4 protein-coding genes and 1 pseudogene are annotated in these 3,537 nt (G+C 58.7%); 4 read left to right on the top strand and 1 reads right to left on the bottom strand.

Features of this window, described 5'->3' with window-relative positions:
• A pseudogene (locus tag ACUVTA_RS08990) lies at window positions 1-197 on the top strand (Na/Pi cotransporter family protein); the annotation flags it as partial.
• A 12-nt stretch (window positions 198-209) separates the two neighbouring features.
• Here the strand turns inward: ACUVTA_RS08990 and ACUVTA_RS08985 are convergent.
• On the bottom strand, window positions 210-602 hold the full coding sequence (locus tag ACUVTA_RS08985) for a cyclophilin-like fold protein (protein WP_445952601.1): 393 nt from the start codon (window positions 600-602) through the stop codon (window positions 210-212).
• A gap of 107 nt (window positions 603-709) precedes the next feature.
• Between ACUVTA_RS08985 and ACUVTA_RS08980 the strand changes: the two genes are divergently transcribed.
• The 3 genes from ACUVTA_RS08980 to ACUVTA_RS08970 are packed head-to-tail and all read left to right on the top strand — an operon-like array spanning window position 710 to window position 3,362.
• Window positions 710-2,077, top strand: a complete 1,368-nt coding sequence (locus tag ACUVTA_RS08980) for an NfeD family protein (protein WP_445952602.1) — start codon at window positions 710-712, stop codon at window positions 2,075-2,077.
• 13 nt (window positions 2,078-2,090) lie between these two features.
• On the top strand, window positions 2,091-2,846 hold the full coding sequence (locus tag ACUVTA_RS08975; RefSeq protein ID WP_445952600.1) for a slipin family protein: 756 nt from the start codon (window positions 2,091-2,093) through the stop codon (window positions 2,844-2,846).
• A 60-nt stretch (window positions 2,847-2,906) separates the two neighbouring features.
• On the top strand, window positions 2,907-3,362 hold the full coding sequence (locus ACUVTA_RS08970) for a hypothetical protein (RefSeq protein ID WP_445952599.1): 456 nt from the start codon (window positions 2,907-2,909) through the stop codon (window positions 3,360-3,362).
• Window positions 3,363-3,537: the final 175 nt, after the last annotated feature.

Genomic DNA, 3,537 nt, shown 5'->3' with positions numbered 1-3,537 from the left:
GGATTAAGGAAACGGAGGCCTCATCGCGGCTGCACCTTGAGTTGCTTAATGCTTACGTCCGGATTGCCGAGCACCTCCGGAATATCGCCTTTACTGTTGCCGGCGAATTGACCGCGGAGCGGGTCTGCCCGCCGGAGTTGTCGCTTCTCGAAGAGGAGCCGGAAGAGGATAACGGAGCACGGATTGAGGCGCTGTAGCCAGTTCAGATGTTACTTTTCTTCCGTCCGCGCGATCCTGATCGGCGTCCCGTCCCGAACCACTTTGAGTACTGTGGGATCCCCTATAATCTGCCCGCAGACGTTAACCGGACTGGCCGGGCGAACCTCACTGCCCCTGCTTACCGGCGTCGGCCCGAAGAAGAGGCAGAAGGCCGGTCCTTCCGGCCAGTAGGCAATATCGCCTATGGCGACCAGTTCCTGCGGGTTTTCTGGAGGCAAGGTAAGCGGAACGGAGAAGTAGATTTCGTCGCCCCAGCGGTTAGCGCTTCCGGTTATGGGAAGCGCCTCCCATACCGCGCGGGCCGTTTGCGAGTCGTTGAGTACCGCTTGGAGTGTTAAGGCGCCGGTCTCTATCCGGACGATTTTTCGGGCTGTGTTTGACACAACGCACCAACTCCCCTATCTTTTTAGAAAGTGCCTTTACCCCGTAAATTTTGTTCGGCGTACGCTTCTCTTCTCCTTTCAAGTTTTTCCGGCAGGAATCTTCTTTGGTGGTAGCGAAAGTTGGTGGGGAAAAGGATGAAGAAGAATGCGGGTGCGGAAATTATTCTTTTTACTTAGTTATTATTGGGGCCGCGTTTGTGGCGGGGCCCGACCCCGGCGTTCCGGCGCAGGCGTCGTTGCGCTTCTCAGCGCAGGAACGGCCGCGGGTGGTGGTCCTTGATGCGGCGGGGCCGGTGGTACCGGTAATGGCGCACTATATAGCGCGCGGAATCGAACGCGCCGAGGAAGAGCGGGCCGTTTGCCTTATCCGGCTGAATACGCCAGGTGGGCTTTATGCCGTCACGCAACGGATTGTGGGCCGGATCGTCAATGCGCGGACGCCCGTCATCGTTTACGTTAGCCCAGCAGGGAGCTGGGCGGCTTCGGCTGGCTCTTTCATCGCTATGGGGGCGCACGTGGCGGCCATGGCTCCGGGTAACCGGATTGGTGCGGCCCATCCGGTAGCCGTCGGTGAGGAACAGGATAAAGAGTCGCTGGTAAAGGTCACAGCCGATGCGGCGGCCTGGATGCGTTCGTTAGCGGAGTTAAGGGGGCGGGATGCCGGGGTGGCGGCGAAGATGGTAACAGAGAGCCGCTCTTTTTCTGCTGGTGAGGCGCTAAAACAGGGGCTAGTGGACGTGGTAGCGGCGAGCGAGACGGAGCTCTTTGAGAAGATTTCCGGCAGGAGTATTACGTTGGCGGACGGGCGGCGCGTGACCCTTCAGCTTGTGGGCGCGGTCACGGAGACGGTCCGGCCAAACTGGGTAGAACGATTTCTAACGGCGGTTTTAAATCCGGAGGTGGCCTATCTCTTACTTACTTTAGGAATGATCGGGTTAATGGTTGAACTTTACCATCCGGGGTTGGTCTTTCCCGGCGTCGCCGGAGGTATTGCCTTCCTCCTCGGTCTTTATAGTTTCGGTACACTTGAGGCGTACTGGGGCGGGTTGCTACTCATTGTGCTCGCCTTCGCCCTCTTTATCGCTGAGGCTTTTGTTCTCACCCACGGACTCTTAGGCGCAGGAGGTCTGATCGCCTTTTTCTTTGGTTCCGTCCTCCTATTCAGTACGCGGGGGGAAGGGATGCGCTTAGGTACGGGGTTGGTTGCCGCAACCAGCCTTGTTCTCGCGGGGCTTCTGGCCCTGCTAGTAACGGCGGTGGTGCGGGGGCAGAAGCGGCAGGTTCAAACCGGTTGCGAGGCGTTGGTTGGGCGGGAGGCGGTAGTACGGGAGCCGCTAAAGCCGACCGGGACGGTCCTCGTGGCGGGGGAGCGGTGGCAGGCGGTGCTGGAAGAAAGGGTGGAAGCGGTTCCAGGGGAGAAGGTGGTTGTTACCGGGGTCGAGGGCCTACGCCTTAAGGTTCGCAAAAAGCTTTAACGGGGGTGAGCTTATGCTTTTTAGTTTTACCAGTTTTCTTTTCTTACTCGGGCTTTTTCTCCTGGCGGCGTCAATCCGCATCGTCCAGGAGTACGAGCGTGGCGTCATTTTCCGGCTCGGCCGGTGTGTAGGGGCGCGCGGGCCGGGTCTTTTCCTGCTTATCCCGCTTATTGAGCGGATGCGGAAGGTCGACTTACGGGTGGTAACGATGGAGGTGCCCACGCAGGAGGTGATCACCCGCGACAATGTTACGGTGAAGGTGAACGCGGTGGTCTATTTCCGAGTTATTAACCTGGTGGACGCGGTTATCAAGGTGATCGACCCGGTCCACGCTACCTCCCAGTTAGCGCAGACCACGCTGCGGAGTGTCCTCGGACAGTCGGAGCTCGACGAGTTGTTGGCGCACCGGGAGGCAATCAACCAGCGGCTCCAGCAAATCATTGACGAGGGCACCGAACCGTGGGGCATCAAGGTGAGCATGGTCGAAGTGCGCGACGTGGAGCTCCCGGCGTCGATGCAGCGGGCGATGGCCGCACAGGCCGAGGCAGAGCGGGAGCGGCGGGCGAAGATCATCCACGCGGAAGGGGAGTTGCAGGCGGCAGAAAAGCTGGCGGAGGCAGCGCGGATTATTGCTCAGGAGCCGGTAACGGTGCAGCTCCGCTACTTGCAAACCCTGCGAGAGATAGCGGCCGACAACGCCAGCACCATCGTTTTCCCGTTACCCCTCGACCTGATCCGTTCCCTGTTCAATAAGCAGACCGACAGCTAAAGGTCATATCCCTCCCGTGGCGGTGCATATTCCTTAGGGTAAGTCAAAAGCCAAGGGGGGATGGATGTGCGCTGGCCTAGTTTTCGCTGCGGGCGCTTCGTCCTTTTCTCCGTACCGACGGTGGCGCTTTTAGGTGCCTTAACCTGGTTTATCCTTGTGAACCGCCCGCTGGCAACAGTCGACCCGCAGGAGCTTTTCGCTAGGGCGCAGACAAAAGGGGCGAAATCGTATACTTACCGCCTAAGAACAGAGTTGGTTACGCCGCGGGGAACGTGCTGCCTGAGCGACCTACACGGGGTCCGGGTGCTTCCGGACCGGGTTTCGGTGCGGGGAAAGATCTTTAATGCTCCGGTCGAGATTGTGCAGGTAGGCGGGGCAACCTATATCAAGGACTCTTTTTCCGAACGGTGGCTCACCCTTGAGGGCGAGCGCTTGGGGGAAGCGGGCTTTTTCACTACCGAGCTTGATCCCCTTATTCTTTTGGACTTTACCACCCCCCCGGTAATAAAGTCCTGAAAAAGGGTCCGGGGGAAAAAGGAAACCGTTTACCGTCTCGAATTTACCCCGGCGGTCAGGAATCGCTTTTTCAACGCGCAGTTCCGGGATTTTCACCATCGGGTAACCATTGCGCCTGAAAAAAGTTACATCGCTAGCCTTGTGGTTAACGCCCAGAACAAGAATGCCCCGACTC

Source organism: Thermodesulfitimonas sp. (genome assembly GCF_052743955.1).
Note: the sequence above shows the minus strand (reverse complement) of the source record. Positions and strands in the feature narration are given on the sequence as shown.